The following is an 18169-nucleotide window of genomic DNA, read 5'->3' as shown; positions in this document are numbered from 1 at the left end:
GGTTACTGGCGCGTACGCCGACGGGGACCTACGGTGGCGTAAGTTACGCCACCGTAGGGAGGGCCCCTGTGACCGAGCTGAGCCAGACCGCGCTGCTCCACGAACTCGAACCCGTGGTCGCCAAGAACCTCGACCGTCACCTGTCGATGGCCAAGGAGTGGTTCCCGCACGAGTACGTGCCGTGGAGCGAGGGGCGCACCTTCGACGGCCCGCTCGGCGGTGAGGCGTGGTCGGAGGGGGACTCGACCCTGCCCGAGGTGGCCCGTACGGCGCTGATCGTCAACCTGCTCACCGAGGACAACCTGCCCTCGTACCATCACCAGATCGCCAGCCTGTTCGGACCTGACGGGGCGTGGGGGACCTGGGTGGGTCGGTGGACGGCCGAGGAGGGCCGGCACGGCACCGCCATCCGGGACTACCTGACGGTGACCCGGTCGGTCGACCCGGTCGCCCTGGAGCGGGCCCGGATGGTGCACATGACCGCCGGTTACACCAACTCGCACGACTCGTCGATGCTGCGCTCGCTGGCGTACGTGTCGTTCCAGGAGCTGGCCACCCGGATCTCGCACCGCAACACCGGCCGGATCACCGGTGACCCGGTCTGCGAGGCGCTGCTGAGCCGGGTCGCGGCCGACGAGAACCTGCACATGGTCTTCTACCGCAACCTGCTCGGGGCGGCCCTGGAGGTGGCCCCCGACCAGACGATGCGGGCGATCGCCGAGGTGCTGGAGGACTTCCAGATGCCCGGTGTCGGCATCGAGGGCTTCACCCGCAAGTCGGTGACGATCGCCCTGGCCGGCATCTACGACCTGCGTCAGCACCGCGACGACGTGGTCGCCCCGGTGCTACGCCAGTGGGACGTGTTCAACGTCGCCGGCCTGGGCGCCGAGGGTGAGGCCGCCCGTGACCGGATCGCCGCCCACCTGGGCGGCTTGGAGCAGGCCGCGTCCCGGTTCGAGGAGAAGCGCGACGCCCGGGCCGCCAAGCTGGCCGCCCGCGCCTGACCTGATCGTCCCCTCCGGCGGTTTCACCGCACCCGTGCCTGCCCGCAGGTGCGCCCACGTCGCCACCCCCTGCGGGGGACGCGTCGGGTGTGCCGTGCGGCGGGCGCGTCGGTGTGCCGCGGGTGGGGACGGTTCTTCCGGTCCCGGCGCGTCGCCCGGGGTTGTGTCGACGTCGTGCGTCACCCCGATGCCCCGTCCGTCCCTCGGAGTCGGTGACTTTCGGTGATGGATCGACGGGTGTGACGCTCCGTCACTAAGCCGCCTCCCTCGTGTTCCTGCCCTTCCGCGCTTTGCTCTGCTGCTCTCGAAGCGACACCGGCCTGAACTGCCCTTCCTTGCAGCGTGCGGTTCGCTGGTCTTCTCATGCGTAGCTACCTGGTGTAGCTGTCGCGGTGGGGGCAGCAGAGCAAAGGGGTGGACCGTCGGGTGGCGGGGTCGACTGATGATCACTTTCGGTGACGGGTGTCGAGTGCTGCCGTTCTCCGCCGCCATCGGGCCTGCCGGCACGGGACGTCCTGGTCGGCGGCCCGGTCGTGGCGTGCCGTCCCGGCCGTAACCGGACCGCCCCGGTGTCCACCGGGTCCCGGACGGTGCGGAGGTCGGTCGGTGTGTCGACGGGATCGGCTGCGGTGCCTGCGGGACCGGGTGCGGCGGGCCGTCGGCGGTGGCTGCTTGGGCCCCGGCCGTTCGTGGGGGTGGGGGCGGGTCGGCGGAGGGTCTGACATGGATGTGTCCACGATGTTGCCTGACCGTCATAACCGCTGGTGGGGTGAATCCGGGCAAACGCATGTCTTGATTACGATCTTAAATATGTGAATACTTCAGTCACTCGGCCGGTTTCCCCAGGTCGGCCGGTTGTCCCCGGGTGTGTCTTCATGACGCCGCCCGTCACCCCCTTCCGGAGGTTGTTGCATGCGACCCACGAGGTCCTCACTCCGACACGCCGCCGCCGTCGCCATGGCCGGAACCCTGGTCACCGGCGCGCTCATGGGTGCCCCCGCCCAGGCGGCCCCCGCCTCGCCCGCATCCCCCGACGCCGCCGCCAGCCTGGCCGAGCGTCTCGGTGACCGCGCCGCCGGCACCTACGCCGACGCCACCGGCAAGATGGTCGTCACCGTCACCGACACCGCCGCCGCCAAGCAGGTCCGCGCCGCCGGTGCCGTCCCGAAGCTGGTCACCCGGGGCGCGGCCCAGCTCCGCTCCGCCACCGCCGAGCTGGAGCGGTCGGCCAAGATCCCCGGCACCGCGTGGTGGACCGACACCGCCACCAACCAGGTCGTCGTGTCGGTCGACAGCACCGTCACCGGCGCCAAGCTGGAGCGGGTCAAGGCCGCCGCCGCGCGCACCGGTGGCACCGTCCGGGTCGAGGCCGAGGCCGGCGTGCTCAGCACCAAGATCTCCGGTGGCCAGGCGATCTACACCGGCGGCGGTCGCTGCTCGCTCGGCTTCAACGTCCGCAACAGCGCCGGTCAGACCTTCTTCCTGACCGCCGGGCACTGCACCAACATCGGCTCGACCTGGTACTCGAACTCCGGCCAGACCAGCGTGCTCGGTACCCGTACCGGCACCAGCTTCCCGGGCAACGACTACGGCATCGTCCGGCACAGCAACGCCGCCAACGCGACCGGCAACGTGTCCCTCTACAACGGCAGCTTCCGGGACGTCACCGGTGCCGCCAACGCGTACGTCGGCCAGAGCGTGCAGCGCTCCGGCAGCACCACCGGCCTCAAGAGCGGCTCGGTGACCGCCACCAACGCCACGGTGAACTACGCCGAGGGATCGGTCTCCGGCCTGATCCGGACCAACGTCTGCGCCGAGCCGGGCGACAGCGGCGGTTCGCTGTTCAGCGGCAGCAGCGCGGTCGGCCTCACCTCCGGCGGCAGCGGCAACTGCACCCGCGGTGGCACCACCTACTTCCAGCCGGTCACCGAGCCGCTGAGCGTCTACGGCGTCAGCATCATCTGACCGATCTGCCGCATCGTCCGATGCACCAGCGGATCCTCTGATCCACCTTGCGCGAACGGGCCGTCGGGAACACCGGCGGCCCGTTCCGCGCGTCCGGTGGGCGGGCCGGCCTTGCTCACCCCGCAACCGGGCGGACCGGGCGGCTGACACAATGCGGGGGAACAGCCGTACCGCAGATGAGGAGACGCAAGTCGTGATCCGTACCCATGACGCCGGCAGCCTGCGCGCGACGGACGCCGGCACCACGGTGACGCTCGCCGGGTGGGTCGCCCGCCGGCGTGACCACGGCGGTGTCATCTTCGTCGACCTGCGCGACGGCTCCGGCGTGGTCCAGGTGGTGTTCCGCGAGGAGGACGCGCACGCGCTGCGCAACGAGTTCTGTGTCAAGGTCGCCGGCGAGGTGACCCGCCGCCCCGAGGGCAACGAGAACCCGGAGCTACCCACCGGCGAGATCGAGGTGACCGCCAGCGCGCTGGAGGTGCTCTCCGAGGCCGCGCCGCTGCCGCTGCCGGTGGACGACCAGGTCGAGGCCGGCGACGACATCCGGCTGCGCTACCGCTACCTGGACCTGCGCCGCAGTGGCCCGGCCAACGCGATGCGGCTGCGCTCGCGGGCCAACCAGCTCGCCCGCACCGTGCTGCACGAGCGGGACTTCCTGGAGATCGAGACCCCGACGCTGACCCGGTCCACCCCCGAGGGCGCCCGCGACTTCCTGGTCCCGGTCCGGCTCCAGCCCGGCAGCTGGTACGCGCTGCCGCAGTCGCCGCAGCTGTTCAAGCAGCTCCTGATGGTCGGCGGCATGGAGCGGTACTACCAGATCGCCCGCTGCTACCGCGACGAGGACTTCCGGGCCGACCGGCAGCCGGAGTTCACCCAGCTCGACATCGAGATGTCCTTCGTCACCGAGGACGACGTGATCGACCTCGGCGAGGCGATCGTCGGGGCGCTCTGGAAGGACCTGGCCGGGCACGAGATCCCCCGGCCGATCCCCCGGATCACCTGGCACGACGCGATGGCCCGGTACGGCTCCGACAAGCCCGACCTGCGTTACGGCCTGGAGCTGACCGAGCTGACCGACTACCTGCGCGGCACCGCCTTCCGGGTCTTCGCCGCGGCGATCGACGCGGGCGGCTACGTCGGCGCGGTGGTGATGCCGGGCGGGGCGGCGCAGACCCGCAAGGAACTCGACGGCTGGCAGGACTGGGCCAAGGCGCGCGGCGCGCGTGGCCTGGCGTACGTGGTGCTGGACGCCGAGACCGGCGAGGCACGCGGGCCGGTGGCCAAGAACCTCTCCGCCGAGCACCTGGGCGGCCTGGCCGACGCGGTCGGGGCCAAGCCGGGCGACGCGGTCTTCTTCGCCGCCGGCACGAACACCCGGGAGGCGCAGGAACTGCTCGGCGCGGCCCGGATCGAGATCGCCAAGCGGGCCAAGCTGGTCGACGAGAGCGCCTGGGCGTTCTGCTGGGTGGTCGACGCGCCGATGTTCGAGCGCACCGACGACGGTGGCTGGACGGCCGTGCACCACCCGTTCACCTCGCCGAACGCCGACTGGGTCGACCGGTTCGAGGAGTCCCCGGACCGGGCGCTGGCGTACGCGTATGACATCGTCTGCAACGGCAACGAGATCGGCGGCGGCTCGATCCGTATCCACCGGGGCGACGTGCAGCAGCGGGTCTTCGACCTGCTCGGCATCACCCCCGCCGAGGCGCAGGACAAGTTCGGCTTCCTGCTGGAGGCGTTCAAGTACGGCGCCCCGCCGCACGGCGGCATCGCGTTCGGCTGGGACCGGGTCTGCATGCTGCTGGCCGGGGCCGACTCGATCCGCGAGGTGATCGCCTTCCCGAAGACCCGGGGCGGCTTCGACCCGCTGACCGGCGCCCCGACCCCGATCACCGGGCAGCAGCGCGCCGAGGCCGGCATCGACGCCAAGCCCAAGCCGGCCGCCACCGCGTCCACCGGCACCGCCGGCCCGGCCGCCCCGGTTGCCGACCCGGTCTGACCCCCCCCACCCGGAGCCCGGTCCGGCCCACCCGGCATCGTTGATCAAGAGGTTTGCGTCATCATCGCTCTCCGAGGTGACGCAAACCTCTTGATCGTGACGGGGGAGTGGTGGGATGCGGATGCTCGTGGTGGGCGGAAGCGGGTTTCTCGGGGGTGAGGTGTGCCGGCGGGGGGCCGCTGCCGGGTGGTCGGTGGTGGGAACCTGCCACTGCGGCCGGGTCGCCGTGCCGGGCGTCGGGACACGTCGGCTGGACGTGACCGATCGGGACGCGGTGCGCCGGCTTGTGGCCGAGGTACGCCCGGACGTCGTCGTCGGGACCGCGTACCGTGCCGACGACTGGACGGTCACCGCCGACGGGGCGGCGCACGTCGCGTACGCGGCGGCCGAGGTGGGGGCGCGGCTGGTGCACCTGTCCAGCGACGCGCTGCACGGTGGACGTCCCGAACCCTATGGCGACGACGAGCCGCCCAGCCCGATCCACGTCTACGGTGCGGCGAAGGCGGCGGCGGAGACCGCGGTCCGGGCGATCGACCCGTCCGCCGCGCTGGTGCGTACCTCGCTGATCGTCGGGGAGGGTAGCAAGCAGATCCGGCTCTGCCGGGAGGCGCTCGCCGGGCGGGCCGTCCTGTTCACCGACGAGCTGCGCTGCCCGATCGACGTGACCGACCTGGCCGGCGCCGTGCTGGAGCTGGCCACGTCGTCGTACGCCGGGCCGCTCAACGTCGCCGGCCCCGACGCGGTCAGCCGGGCGGAACTGGGGTTGCTGGTCGCCCGGCGCGACGGGCTCGACCCGGGTGGGATGACGACCGCCACCGGGCGGTCGTCGGGATTGGTCCGCCCGACACAGGTACGCCTGGACTCCTCCCGCGCGGCCGGTCTGCTCCGGACCCGGCTGCGCGGCGTCACCGAACTCCTCGCCGGCTGACCCCGCCCGCCCCGCCTGACCCTCCGCCCCGCCTTGCCCTCCGCCCCATCGGGCCCAACGGCCCGCCTGGCCCTCTGTTCTGCCCGCCCCCGCCCACTGCCGCACCGACCGTGCGGCGGAGTCCGACCGGTCCGCCATAACTGTCGCACAGTTTCTATGCACAACTCTTGTGCATAGAAACTGTGCACAGGTATTGTGCGGTCATGGCGAACGACGGACCCACCCCCCGACCCGCGCCGCGCGAGGTGCGGATCGACAAGCGGCAGGTGCGGGTGCTGGCGCACCCGCTGCGGATGCGGCTGCTCGGCGCACTGCGGGTTCAGGGGCCCGCCACCGCCACCACCCTGGCGGAACTGCTCGGCACCAACACCGGCGCCACCAGCTACCACCTGCGGCAGCTCGCCGAGGTCGGGCTGGTCACCGAGGACCCTGACCGGGGGACCGGCCGGCAGCGCTGGTGGCAGGCGGCCCATGAGATCACCAACTGGGAACCGACCGACTTCGACGACGACCCCGACGCGCGGGCCGCGATCGAGTGGATCCAGGGCGACCAGGTACGCCTGCTCGTCGAGCACGCCGAACGCTGGTTCGCCACCCAGCACGAGGCGACCCCCGCGTGGCGGGACGCGATCGGCATGAGCGACATCTTCCTGACCGTCGCACCGGACCGGCTCGAGGCGCTCACGGCGGAGGTGTGGCAGGTGCTGGAGCGGTACCGCCGCGAGGCGGAACACGCGCCCGTCGACCCGCAGGCCCGCCCGGTGCAGGTGTTCCTGGCCGCCTACCCGCTGCTGGAGGGGCCCCGATGAACGCGCTCACCGTACGCCAGGTCCGGTTGCGCTACCTGACCCTCTACGGCCTGCGGTGGCTGCCCACCGGCCTGACCATCCCGGTGATGATCCTGCTGATGCAGGAACGCGGCCTGACGCTGTCCCAGATCGGCCTGGTCTCCACCGCCCAGGGCCTGGTCGTGCTGGCGCTGGAACTGCCCACCGGTGGCCTGGCCGACGCGCTCGGCAGCCGGGTGGTCCTGGTCACCGCCTGGGCGGTGAGCCTGCTGTCGCTCGGGCTGTTCGCGGTGGCGGACTCGTTCGCCCTGTTCTTCCTGGTCTGGGCCCTGCAGGGGGTCTACCGGGCACTCGACAGCGGCCCGCTCGACTCCTGGTACGTCGAGTCCACCCTGGCCGCCGACCGCGACGCCGACTACGAGCCCGGCCTCGGCTTCGCCGGCACCGTCGCGGGCGTGACCATCGCCGGTGGCGCTCTGCTCAGCGGCGGCCTCATCGCGCTCGGACCGGTCGGTCCGGTGAGCGCCCTGACCGTCCCGGTGCTGGTCGCCGCCGCCCTGCAGGCCGTCGCCCTGGTCGTCCTGCTGATCCTGCTGGTCGAGACCGGCCCCGCCCGGGGCGCCGGCGCGCTGCGTGCCTCGGTCGTGGCGGCGCCCCGGATGGTCGGGCAGGCCGTCGGCCTGCTACGCCGCTCCCGGGTGCTGCTGGCCCTGGTGTCGGTGGAGCTGTTCTGGGGCTTCGGCATGGTCACCTTCGAGTCGCTGCTGCCGGTCCGGCTCGCCGACGTGGTCGGCGACCCCGAGCGGGCGGCGGCCATGCTCGGCCCGGCGAACTCGGCCGCCTGGCTGGTCTCGGCGGCCGGCGCGGCGGCCACCCCGCTGCTGCTGCGCTGGCTCGGCGCCGCCCCCGCCGCCGGGCTGCTGCGGATCCTGCAGGGCGTCACCGTGCTCGGCATGGGGCTGCTCGCCGGGCCCGCCGGGGTGCTGGTCGCCTACCTGGCCTGCTACGCCGTGCACGGCGCATCCAATCCGCTGCACCTGGGGCTGCTGCACCGGCAGGTCGACGGGCCCTACCGGACCAGCGTCATTTCGCTGAACTCGATGATGGGGCAACCGGGGTTCGCCCTCGGCGCGGTGCTGCTCACCGCCCTGGCCGACCGTTCCGGGGTCGGCCCGGCGATGGTGGTCGGCGCGATCGCGCTGGCGGTGGCCGCCCCGCTCTACCTGCCCGCCTGGTGGGCCGGCCGCCGGGCCACCCCGGCCACGCCCGATGGAACCGGACCGGCGACCGGTCCGGCCGGAACCGGACCCGGGGCCGAACCGGCCGGGCCTGAACCGGCCGGGCCCGCAGCCGGGGGCGTCCAGCCGGTCGGCGCGGCGGCCTCAGCCGAGCCACACCGAGCTGCGCCGTAGCGTGCCGGTGAAGCCGAGCCGACGGTAGAGCCGCAGCGCGGCCAGGTTGTCGGCGTAGACGCCGAGCGCGACGTGGTCGTACCGGGCGAGCAGGGCCCGGGTCATCCCGGCGGTCAGCGCCGCGCCCAGCCCCCGTCCCCGCCGGTCGCGGGCCACGGTGAGCCCGGCGAGGAAGCCGATGTCGCCGCGACTGCGGTCCGCGCCGCAGGCGACCAGGCGGTCGGCCTCCCAGATGCCGTACCAGTCGGTGACCGTCGGGTCCTGCGGGCGCGACGAGGAGGTGGGGAAGGCGTCGTCGATCAGCGCCGCCAGCGCCGGGTGGTCCGTCCGACCGAGGCGGACCACCCGATCCTGCCCGGGTTGCCGGGGTGGGGCGGCGGTGGTCCAGAGGAAATCCCAGTCGTCGACCCGGGTCGCCGCGAACCGGTCGACCAGCAGCCTCCGGTCGGCCCGGGGAAGCTGCAGGTACTGCCCCGGGCGCACAGCCCCGTCGGCGACCAGCGCCGCGACCAGCCCCACCGCCGCGTCGACCGGGCCGAGGACGCCGCCGGCCCGGTCGGTCCCCGCCGCCGGGAGCAGCCAGGCCACCGCGCCGTCGCGGGCCCAGGCGCGGGGCGCGTCGTCGAGCCGCACCGCGTGCCGGACGAACGGGTGGTGGTCGGTGGCGGCGAGGACGGCCGCCCGGCCGGCGAGTTCCCGGTCGGTGTCGATCATGCAAGCAGCCTAGAACCCGGCCGGGCGGGACGCCCCGGCGACGCCGATCTCCACGATGGAGATTGACGAGTCGACCGATTGGGTACATCGGGGCCGACCTACTGGGACCCCCTACCGGAGGACATAACCATGCTCGCCATCCTCGCGGCCGTCGTGTTCGGCTTCGCGCTCCTGCTGGACCTGCTCAACACCAACTTCGGCGCCCCCGACCTGTTCAACTGGAACACCCTGGTCCTGATCGGCCTGCTGCTGCTCTCGCTCTACCTGGCCGGCGTCGGCAGCGGCCCGCGCGGCGGTGGCGGCGGCCGGTGGTACCGGGGCCGTCGGCCGGGCCGCGGCTGACCGCAACAGATCAGAACGGGCGCGGCCCACGGCGCGATTCCGGCGTCGTGGGCCGCGCCCGGTACTGTCTTCCTGATGGATTCCGACGCCCTCTTCTCCCTCGGTGCACCCGCCGCGGCGCCCAGCGCCCCCGCGGGCTCCGTCGGCGTCGACGACTTCGCCTCCGTCGGGCAGGACGCCCCGCTGCCGGTGCGGATGCGACCCGCGAGCATCGACGAGCTGGTCGGCCAGGAACACCTCCTCGCCCCCGGGGCCCCGCTACGGCAGCTCGTCGGCGGTGGCGCGGCGCTGTCGGTCATCCTCTGGGGCCCGCCGGGCAGCGGCAAGACCACCATCGCCCACCTGGTGGCCCGGGCCACCGACCGCCGGTTCGTGGCCATGTCGGCGCTGACCGCCGGGGTCAAGGACGTCCGGGCCGTCATCGAGACCGCCCGCCGCCAGCGCCGCTCCGGCGGCCCGCAGACCGTGCTCTTCATCGACGAGGTGCACCGGTTCAGCAAGACCCAGCAGGATTCGCTGCTCGCCGCCGTCGAGGACCGCACGGTCACCCTGCTCGCGGCGACCACCGAGAACCCGTACTTCTCCGTCATCTCGCCGCTGCTGTCCCGGTGCGTGCTGCTCACCCTCCAGCCGCTCGACGACGACGCCGTGCGCGCGCTGCTGCGCCGTGCCGTGACCGACCCGCGCGGCCTCGCCGGCACGCTCACCCTGGCCACCGACGCCGAGGACCACCTCGTACGCCTCGCCGGCGGCGACGTTCGCAAGGCGCTGACCGCGCTGGAGGCGGCGGCGGCCTCGGCGACCGCGCTCGGCGTCGACCGGATCGACCTGGCCACCACCGAGCAGGCGGTGGACGTGGCGGCCGTGCGCTACGACCGCGACGGCGACGCGCACTACGACGTGACCAGCGCCTTCATCAAGAGCATGCGCGGCTCGGACGTCGACGCCGCGCTGCACTGGCTGGCCCGGATGTTGGTCGCCGGGGAGGACGCCCGGTTCGTCGCCCGCCGTATGGTCATCTTCGCCAGCGAGGACGTCGGCATGGCCGACCCGTCGGCGCTGAGCGTGGCGACCGCCGCCGCGCACGCGGTGGAGTACGTCGGCCTGCCCGAGGCCCAGCTCAACCTGGCCCAGGCGGTGATCCACCTGGCGACCGCGCCGAAGTCCAACTCGGCCACCACGGCCCTCGGTGCGGCGATGGCCGACGTGCGGGCCGGCCGGGGCGGCGCGGTGCCGCGTGGGCTGCGCGACGCGCACTACGCCGGCGCCCGGGGGCTCGGGCACGGCACGGGCTACCGCTACCCGCACGACGACCAGCGCGGGGTGGTCACCCAGCAGTACGCTCCCGACGACCTCGTCGGGACCGACTACTACCGGCCCAGCGGGCACGGGGCCGAGCGGTCGGTGGCCGCCCGGCTGCCCCTGCTGCGCCGGATCGTCCGGGGGCTGTCCGCCCCGGCGACGCGCCCCGACGGTCCGGTGCCGGTGGTCAACGGCCGGCATCCGTCGGGCACGGGGCACGCCGGTGGGGCGGACGAGGACGGCGGCGACGCCGCCGGGGAGGTTCGGCAGTGACATCGCGAGGTGGGGAGCAACCGCAGGACGGTCCCGACGAGCGGCGTGAACCTCGCGCCAAGGGACGTCGGTGGGGTCGTGGGCGGGGCGGCGACGAGACCCCGCCCGAGCCGGTCGGCGAGGATTTCGGCTGGATCGACGACCTGCGTACGGCGAAACAGCAGCGCACCGAACTCGGCCCGGAGGGCGGCCCGGTTCCGCCCGTGCGCCCCCCGGCCGCGCCGCCCGTCGGCCGGGGGGCGGTCGCGCCGCAGTCCGGGCCGGTCGCGCCGCGCGTCGGTCAGCCGGTGCACCGCCCCGACTCCGCCGCTGCCCGCCCCGCGCAGCCGGATCGCCGACCGCACCCGACGCCTGCCGGGACCGGACCGGAGCCGGCACCGCCGGGCGCCCGGCCGCAGTCCGGGCCCCCGGCAGCCCCGTTCCCCGGTCAACCGGGTCCGCGCCGGGAGCCGACGGCCCCCGGTGTCGCCCGCCCGCCGCAGCCCGCAGGCCCGGCCGAGCCGCCACCGGCCGGGATGACCCGGCCGGGTCCGGTGCCGGCCGGTGGCGGTCCGGTCCGGCCCGGACGGTCGGTCGCCCACTCCGACGGGCCGCCGCAGCACCCCGCCGGCCCGGCTGCCCCGCCGGTCCGTGGGCCGGGCTGGCCCGCGACCCCCGAACAGCGTCCACGCCCGGGTGCGGGGCCGTGGCCGGACCCGGCACCGCCCGGCCGGCCGGGCCCGCAGCGGCCCGAGGAGGCGTCCCGCCCGGACTCCACCACCGGTGGCACCGACCCGGTCCGGGCCGCCGTCCCGGCCCCGGGCCGTGCGTCGGTCCCCGGCACCGGGCCCGGCCGGGCGACGCCCCCGGTCGGTCAGGCCTCCCCGTCGGGTCAGGCACCCCCGGTCGGTCAGGCACCCCCGTCGGGTCAGACACCTCCGCGGGTTCAGGCACCTCCGGTCGGCTGGGCCGGCCCCGGCGGTACGGCCTCCGGCGTCGCGACCCCCGCCGAGCCGTCCCTGCGCAACCGCCGGACGGTGCCGGATGACCGGCCGAGAGGCCGCCGGGCGGCACCGGTCGAGCCGGCCAGGCCCGGCCCGGGTTCCGCCCCCGTCGGCGTCGACCCGGGCGGTGCCCCCCGGGCCGGGGCGGGTACCCCGACCGGTGCCGGACTGCTGCCGGACCCGTCGGCCGGTGGCCCACGAGCCGCCGCCGTGGCACCGGTGGGCCCGCGTCCCGAGGCGACCGCACCCGGTACCCCGGGCCGGCCCGCTGACGCGGCGACCGGCGCGGGCCGGGAGCCCGCGGACCGGCCGGCCGGCGAGCGGGGTGGCCGCCGTCGCGCGGCCGAGCCGGACCAGCCGCTGGTGCCGCTGAGCGGCAACGCGCCATCGCTGCCCGAGGCCGCGCCGGGCGCGCCCGCCGCCCCCTCCGTTCCGGGTCGACCCGGTTCGGCCGCCCGGGACGACAACGGGCGTCGCCGCCCGCCCACCGACGTCGCCGCACCGCCCGGCCGGCGGGCCCGCCCCGACGACGGGCCGGCCGTCCACCGCCCCGAGCCCGCGGGCGACGCACCCGTGGGTCGCCGGGCCCGCCCCGACGACGAGGAGCCGTCGGGCGGATGGCGGCACCCGGTCGGCACCGACGCCCCCGGTTCCCGGGCCCGTCCGGACGCCGACGAGGTACCGGGCCGGCGGAGCCGATCCGACGAGGGCGGGACGGCCGGCCAGCCGACGGTCCCGCCGGCGCCGGGCGACCGGCCCCGGGGCGACCGTCCGGAGCGCCCGGCCGACTGGCTGCGCCAGGCCGGGCGCACCTCGCACACCGACCCCGCCCTGCGGGTGCTGAACCGGTCGACCCCGCCGCCCGGCCGGCCGGACCCGTCGGCGGCGGCCACCCCGGCCTCCCCGACCCGTCGGGGTGGCCCGGAGACGACAGGCGTCCCCGTCGGGCCGTCCTGGCCCGATCAGCCCGGCCCGACCCGGGCGACGGACCGGCCGAACCCGCCCGAGGGGGCTCCCGGCCGGCCGACCGGCCCCGGGCCGCAGGGGCCCGACCGTCCCGCCCGGGGTACCCACTCCGGTTCCGGTCCGTCACCGGAGCCGACCCGGGGACAGCGTCCCGGTGCCGCCGGGGCGGTGCCCGGGGATCACCGGGCCGGTGGCCCGTCTCCGGTACCCGGCAGCGCGCCGGTGCCGGGTGGCCTGCGTGCCCATGGCCCCGGCGGTCCTGACGGCCCCGGCCTCCCCGGGGGCCGGGGCACCCCGTCCGGTGGGCCCCGGACCGGTGCCACCGCGGCCGTGCCGGTGCCCGGCGTCGCGCCGGTCGCCGACGGCCCGCGTGCGGCGGCGTCCCCACCGGTGGCCCGCCCGACCGGTGCCACCGGTCCGGACGCGGCCGCCGCGGCACCCACCTCCGGCGCTCCCCGGGTCGGCGTTCCGGTCCCGAACGCCCCCCGCCCAGCCGGGCCCCCCGGTGGCGGCCCCCGCCCCGATGTCCCGGGCCCGGGCGGCCCGCGGCTCGGCGAGCCCGATCCCCGGGCCCCGCGCCCCGGTGCCCCGTCGCGCGGCACCGCCCGCCCGGACACCCCAGCCACCGGCACCGCCCGTCCGGCCACCGGGGTGGCCCGTCCGGACGGCCCGGCCGCCGGTGCCGCGCGCCCGGTCACCGGCGTGGCACGTCCGGCCGCCGGTACCGCGCGTGTGGACGGTCCGGCCGGTCCGGCCGGTCCGGCCGCCGGCACCGTGCGTCCGGGCGGCCCCGCCACCGGCACCGCGCGTCCACCCGTACCCGCCGACGACCCGCGTCGTGTGGCGGGACCGGAGGGGGGCCGACGGCCCGGACCTGCCGCCGATGCCGCCCCCCGGCCCGCCGGTGCGGGCGGGGTCGTCGCGGCGGCGGCGGTGGCCCGGGCCACCGCGCCGGGCGTACGGCCGGAGGAGTCCGTCGGCCGGGCGGCTCCGCCGGTGCGTCCCGCCGACCGGGCGGAGGCGGCGGGTTCCGCCGCCGTGCCACCCACCGCCGGCCGGGTCGACGGGCCGGGTGTGGCCCGGGTGACCTCCCCGCAGGAGGCCCGGTCCGATTCCGACGGTCCGTCCGGCGGGCCGTTGCGCCCCGCCACCGGGGGCGACGCGTCCGACGTCGACCCCGACGCGCCGACCGGCACCGAGCCGCGACGCCGGTCGGGGGAACGGCGTCGGCTGCGGCTGGGAGTCCTGGTGCTGGTCAGCGTGGTGCTCCTCGGGGCGCTCCCGCTCTATTTCGGGATGCGGACGTTGAGCCGGGATCCGGTCTTCGACACCCTCGACGAGTTGGGTGTGCCCGGCTGGGCGACGGCGAAGACGGTGGACAACGTCAGCGGCAGCCGCTGGTGTCTGCAGGACTGCCGGTTGCGGGAGCGCACCGTGGAGTCCGACCGGGCGCCGGAGGAGACCGCCCGGGTCTACGAGCAGGCGCTGCGGACGGAGGGCTGGCGGCGCTGGGAGGTCACCCGCTGCCCGGAGCAGCCGGCCAAGGGCAGCTACACCTGCTGGCGGCGCGACGAGTTGACCCTCGACCTGTGGGTGCGGGAGCCGACCTGCGCGGCACCACAGGCGAGCGGTGACCCGGCGGTGCCGCCGGCCACCCCGGTCCCCCCCGCAGCGGGGGAGTGCACCGGTTCGTTGGTCTCGGTGAAGGTCCGTAACGCGATCGACGACGAGCGGACCCGGCCACAGCCGAGCACCGACCCGTCACTGACCGGTGAGGACCCGTTCCCGACGATTACCGATGATCCGCTCGGCGATCTGACACGCTCACCATCCTGAGCCGGTTTCCATCACGGACGGTAGGGTCTGGGGCTGGCAGGCCCGCCTGCTCCCGATGGCCCCGTGCGGGTCACGCCGCGACGGCGGGGATCCGGGTCGCGTGTTCCGGGGCGTCGGGCCCCGGAACCCTGCTTGAGGAGGACTTGCGTGGATGGTGGACAGATCGCTGCGCTGATCGCGGCCGGCGCGTTCCTGATGCTGGTGCTCGTGCTGGCGGTGCCGATCCTGCGGCTGCGGCACACCGTGGACGCGACGACCCGGATGATCAACGACCTCAACGAGCAGACCGCTCCGCTGCTGGGGGACGTGAACACCACGGTGAAGAACGTCAACGTCGCCCTGGAGCAGGTGCAGACCTCCCTCGACGGGGTGAACCTCCAGCTCGCCAAGGTCGACACGATGACCAGCCACGCGCAGAACGTCACCGCCAACGTGGCGAACCTGGCCACCGTCGTCTCGGCCGCCGCGGCGAACCCGCTGGTGAAGGTGGCGGCCTTCGGGTACGGCGTCCGCCGGGCCGCGTCGGCGCGGCGGACCGCGGAGACCGAGCGTGAGGTGCGCGACACCATCAAGCAGCAGCGTCGGGCCGCCCGGCGCGGCAACCGCTGACCCCGGGCCGGCGGCGCACAGGAGGATAGGGACATGAGGCGACTTTTCTGGCTCGGTATCGGGCTGGCCGTGGGCGTGGTGGTGGTCCGTAAGGCCACCCGGACGGCCCAGGCGTACACCCCGGCGGGCATCGCCAGTGGGCTGTCCGAATCCGCTGGCGGTCTGGTCGAGTCGCTGCGTAACTTCGTGGAGGACGTACGGATCGGGATGGCCGAGCGCGAGCAGGAGATCCACGAGGCGTTCGCCCGGGGTGAGGCGTTCGACGACCAGTTCGCCGAGCTGCGGGAAGACCCGCGTATCGGTGACCGAGAGATCTTTCCGGAGGAACCCCAGCGATGAAGACGGCGGAGATCAAGCGGCGGTACCTCGCCCACTTCGAGGCGAACGGGCACACCGTGGTGCCGTCCGCTCCGCTGCCCGCCATCAGCGATCCGAACCTGCTGTTCGTCAACGCCGGCATGGTGCAGTTCGTCCCGTACTTCCTGGGGCAGCAGACCCCGGCGTACCGGCGGGCGGTGAGCGTGCAGAAGTGCCTGCGCACGCCGGACATCGACGAGGTCGGCAAGACCAGCCGGCACGGCACGTTCTTCCAGATGAACGGCAACTTCTCCTTCGGTGACTACTTCAAGGCCGGGGCGATCCCGTTGGCCTGGGACCTGGTCACCAAGCCGGTCGCCGAGGGCGGGTACGGGCTGGACGGCGAGCGGGTCTGGCCGACGGTCTACCTCGACGACGACGAGGCGTTCGAGATCTGGCGGTCGGTGGGGGTGCCGGCCGAGCGGATCGTGCGCCGGGGCAAGGCGGACAACTTCTGGTCGATGGGCATTCCCGGCCCGTGCGGCCCGTGCTCGGAGCTGTTCTACGACCGGGGTCCGGAGTACGGCCGCGAGGGTGGCCCGGCGGTCGACGAGGACCGCTACATGGAGTTCTGGAACCTGGTCTTCATGCAGTACGAGCGGGGTCCGGGCAGCGGGAAGGAGGACTTCCCGATCCTGGGCGACCTGCCGGCGCAGAACATCGACACCGGCATGGGCCTGGAGCGGATGGCCTCGATCCTGCAGGGCGTGGACAACCTCTACGAGATCGACGAGGTGCGGCCGATCCTGGACCGGGCGGCGGAGCTGACCGGCAAGCGGTACGGCGCGCACTCCGGGCACGTGGCGAGCGAGTCGCACCCGGACGACGTACGGCTGCGGGTGGTCGCCGACCACGTGCGCACCGCGCTGATGCTGATCGGCGACGGGGTGACCCCGAGCAACGAGGGGCGTGGCTACGTGCTGCGCCGGATCATGCGGCGGGCGATCCGGGCGGTGCGGTTGCTGGGCTGGCAGGAGCGGGCGTTGCCGGAGCTGCTGCCGGTGGCCCGGGACTGCATGTCCCCGTCGTACCCGGAGCTTTCGGAGGAGTTCGACCGGATCTCCCAGTACGCCTACGCCGAGGAGGACGCGTTCCTGTCGACGCTGCGGGCGGGCACGACGATCCTGGACACGGCGATCGCCCAGACCCGGTCGGCGGGGAAGCCGGCCCTGTCCGGGGAGAAGGCGTTCCAGCTGCACGACACGTACGGCTTCCCGATCGACCTGACCCTGGAGATCGCGGCCGAGCAGGGCCTGCAGGTCGACGCGGAGGGCTTCCGTCGGCTGATGGCCGACCAGCGCAGCCGGGCCAAGGCCGACGCGCAGGCCCGTAAGACCGGGCACACCGACGTGTCGGCGTACCGGTCGGTGCGCGACGACGGCGGTGAGGTGGAGTTCACCGGCTACACCGAGTTGCAGCGGGAGTCCCGGGTGCGGGCGCTGCTGCGCGGTGGCGCGACGGTGGGCGCGGCGGTCGAGGGGGAGACGGTCGAGCTGGTGCTCGACACCACCCCGTTCTATGCCGAGGGCGGCGGTCAGCAGCCCGACCAGGGGCTGATCACGGTCGGCGCCGGTCAGGTCGAGGTCTTCGACGTGCAGCAGCCGGTGCCGGGGCTGATCGTGCACCGGGCGAAGGTGGTCCGGGGCGAGGTGCGGGCCGGCGAGACCGGTTACGCCGAGATCGACGTGACCCGCCGCCGGGCGATCTCCCGGTCGCACACGGCGACCCACCTGGTGCACCAGACGATGCGCAACTTCCTCGGTGAGTCGGCGACCCAGGCGGGTTCGTTGAACGCGCCGGGCCGGCTGCGGTTCGACTTCAACACCCCGACGGGGGTGTCGCCGAGCGTGCTGCACGACGTGGAGCAGCAGGTCAACGAGGTGCTGCTGGCGGATCTGGAGGTCAACGCCTTCATCACCACCCAGCAGGAGGCGCGGCGGATCGGCGCGATGGCGCTGTTCGGCGAGAAGTACGGCGAGCGGGTCCGGGTCGTCGAGGTCGGCGACTACGCCCGGGAGCTGTGCGGCGGCACCCACGTGGCCCGGTCGGCCCAGCTCGGCCTGGTGAAGATCCTCTCCGAGGCGTCGGTGGGTTCCGGGGTGCGCCGGATCGAGGCGCTGGTCGGGATGGACGCGTTCGGCTTCCTGGCCCGTGAGCACCTGCTGGTGTCCCGGCTGGCGGAGCTGTTCCGGGTGCCCGGTGAGCAGGTCGCCGACCGGGTGGAGCAGACCGTCACCCAGCTGCGTGACGCCGAGAAGGAGCTGGAGAAGCTCCGCGCCCAGCTGGTGCTGGGCGGGGCGGCGGCGCTGGCCGGGCAGGCGAAGGACGTCCGGGGGGTGGCGTACGTCGGCACCGAGGCGCCGGAGGGCGCGGCCGGCAACGACGTGCGGACCCTGGCCCAGGAGATCCGCGGCAAGATCGATCCGGCGCGGCCGGCCGTGGTGGCGGTGGCGGCCCGATCGAACGGCAAGGCCTCCCTGGTGGTGGCCGTGAACGCGGCGGCCCGTGGGCGTGGCCTGGCGGCGAACGACCTGGTCAAGGCGGCCTTCTCCGGGCGTGGCGGAGGCAGCCCGGACGTGGCGCAGGGCGGTGGCCTGCCCGCCGCCGAGGCGTCGAACCTGCTGCTCACGGTCGAGAAGACGATCGCCGACGCGTGACGGAACAGCACCCGAGCCAGGGCGGACCCGAGCT

Annotated in this window: 13 protein-coding genes; 12 read left to right on the top strand and 1 reads right to left on the bottom strand. The window is 74.7% G+C overall.

Translation table 11 applies throughout. The features are described from left to right. Positions 1-68: 68 nt before the first annotated feature. From JQX11_RS26280 to JQX11_RS26255, 6 genes are all read left to right on the top strand, one after another. Positions 69-1004: an acyl-ACP desaturase gene (locus JQX11_RS26280; protein ID WP_204927616.1), complete on the top strand. Its 936-nt coding sequence runs from the start codon at positions 69-71 to the stop codon at positions 1002-1004. Between the two features lie 912 nt (positions 1005-1916). Beyond that, complete coding sequence (locus JQX11_RS26275; RefSeq protein ID WP_204927615.1) at positions 1917-2969, top strand: S1 family peptidase; 1053 nt, start codon at positions 1917-1919, stop codon at positions 2967-2969. Positions 2970-3162: 193 nt separating this feature from the next. Then, on the top strand, positions 3163-4968 hold the full coding sequence (aspS, locus tag JQX11_RS26270; protein ID WP_204927614.1) for an aspartate--tRNA ligase: 1806 nt from the start codon (positions 3163-3165) through the stop codon (positions 4966-4968). Between the two features lie 115 nt (positions 4969-5083). Next, entirely contained in the window at positions 5084-5896 is an 813-nt protein-coding gene (locus JQX11_RS26265) for an SDR family oxidoreductase (protein ID WP_204927613.1), read from the top strand. A gap of 203 nt (positions 5897-6099) precedes the next feature. Continuing rightward, positions 6100-6705, top strand: coding sequence for a helix-turn-helix domain-containing protein (locus JQX11_RS26260; RefSeq protein WP_204927612.1), 606 nt, complete (start codon positions 6100-6102; stop codon positions 6703-6705). Further along, on the top strand, positions 6702-8096 hold the full coding sequence (locus JQX11_RS26255; protein ID WP_204927611.1) for an MFS transporter: 1395 nt from the start codon (positions 6702-6704) through the stop codon (positions 8094-8096). The genes JQX11_RS26260 and JQX11_RS26255 overlap by 4 nt, the downstream gene beginning before the upstream one ends. Here JQX11_RS26255 and JQX11_RS26250 read toward each other — a convergent pair. Next, positions 8067-8810 carry a GNAT family N-acetyltransferase gene (locus JQX11_RS26250; RefSeq protein WP_204927610.1) on the bottom strand — a complete coding sequence of 248 codons (744 nt, stop codon included), beginning with the start codon at positions 8808-8810 and terminating at the stop codon, positions 8067-8069. The genes JQX11_RS26255 and JQX11_RS26250 overlap by 30 nt on opposite strands. A 129-nt stretch (positions 8811-8939) precedes the next feature. On the opposite strand from JQX11_RS26250, the gene JQX11_RS26245 reads away from it, so the two are divergent. From JQX11_RS26245 to alaS, 6 genes are all read left to right on the top strand, one after another. Beyond that, a complete protein-coding gene (locus JQX11_RS26245; RefSeq protein ID WP_067307861.1) occupies positions 8940-9152 on the top strand; it encodes a hypothetical protein in 213 nt (70 codons plus the stop codon). Positions 9153-9227: 75 nt separating this feature from the next. Continuing rightward, positions 9228-10727 (top strand): replication-associated recombination protein A, encoded by a 1500-nt coding sequence (locus tag JQX11_RS26240; protein WP_204927609.1) that lies wholly within the window; start codon positions 9228-9230, stop codon positions 10725-10727. A gap of 3185 nt (positions 10728-13912) precedes the next feature. Then, a complete protein-coding gene (locus JQX11_RS26235; protein ID WP_372444640.1) occupies positions 13913-14512 on the top strand; it encodes a hypothetical protein in 600 nt (199 codons plus the stop codon). A 147-nt stretch (positions 14513-14659) separates the two neighbouring features. Beyond that, positions 14660-15121 carry a DUF948 domain-containing protein gene (locus JQX11_RS26230; RefSeq protein ID WP_088647310.1) on the top strand — a complete coding sequence of 154 codons (462 nt, stop codon included), beginning with the start codon at positions 14660-14662 and terminating at the stop codon, positions 15119-15121. 33 nt (positions 15122-15154) lie between these two features. Further along, positions 15155-15460 carry a hypothetical protein gene (locus JQX11_RS26225; protein ID WP_204927608.1) on the top strand — a complete coding sequence of 102 codons (306 nt, stop codon included), beginning with the start codon at positions 15155-15157 and terminating at the stop codon, positions 15458-15460. Further along, complete coding sequence (alaS, locus tag JQX11_RS26220) at positions 15457-18135, top strand: alanine--tRNA ligase (protein ID WP_204927607.1); 2679 nt, start codon at positions 15457-15459, stop codon at positions 18133-18135. Before JQX11_RS26225 ends, alaS begins: the two co-directional genes overlap by 4 nt. The last annotated feature ends 34 nt before the right edge of the window (positions 18136-18169 follow it).

It is taken from the genome of Micromonospora humida (assembly GCF_016901255.1).
GTDB lineage: Bacteria > Actinomycetota > Actinomycetes > Mycobacteriales > Micromonosporaceae > Micromonospora > Micromonospora wenchangensis.
This window is presented reverse-complemented; position numbering and strand designations above follow the sequence as displayed.